Annotated in this window: 1 protein-coding gene; it reads right to left on the bottom strand. The window is 74.6% G+C overall.

Going from position 1 to position 464, the window contains the following annotated elements; translation table 11 throughout:
- A partial coding sequence (locus AC5RVV_RS18075; protein ID WP_494002721.1) for a lyase family protein occupies nt 1-464 on the bottom strand: 464 nt, incomplete at both ends.

The raw sequence follows: 464 nt of genomic DNA, 5'->3' as shown, positions 1-464 counted from the left end.
CCCGGCCGCGGCCAGCAAGTCCTGCAGTGCCGCGGACAGGCCGGTGACGGCCAGCCGGTTGGTCTGCCAGGGTGCGGCGGGGGCTGCCAGGCCCAGGCGCTCGGCCAGCCGGGCGGTCAACTCCAGCGGTCCGGTGTCCCGGCCCTCGGTCATTATGGTCAGCGCCGCCACCGTGCCGGCCGCTCCGCCCCACTGGACCGGCAGCTCCGCCGCCACGCGCTTGAGGCCGGTCGCCGCCTGGGCTATCCCGGCCAGCCACTGCGCGGCCTTGAGCCCGAAGGTGGCCGGCAGGGAATGCTGGGTCAGCGTGCGCGCCACACAAAGCGTGGCGCTGTGCTCGCGGGCTACGGCGGCCAGCGCCGCCGCAGCCCGGTGGGTATCCGCGAGGACCACCCCGAGGGCACGGTGTGCCATCAGCATCATGGCGGTGTCCAGGATGTCCTGGCTGGTGGCTCCCCTGTGGA

It is taken from the genome of Arthrobacter sp. MDT2-34-1 (assembly GCF_059091365.1).
The sequence above is the reverse complement of the archived record's forward strand: the minus strand, read 5'-3'. Positions and strand labels throughout refer to the sequence as shown.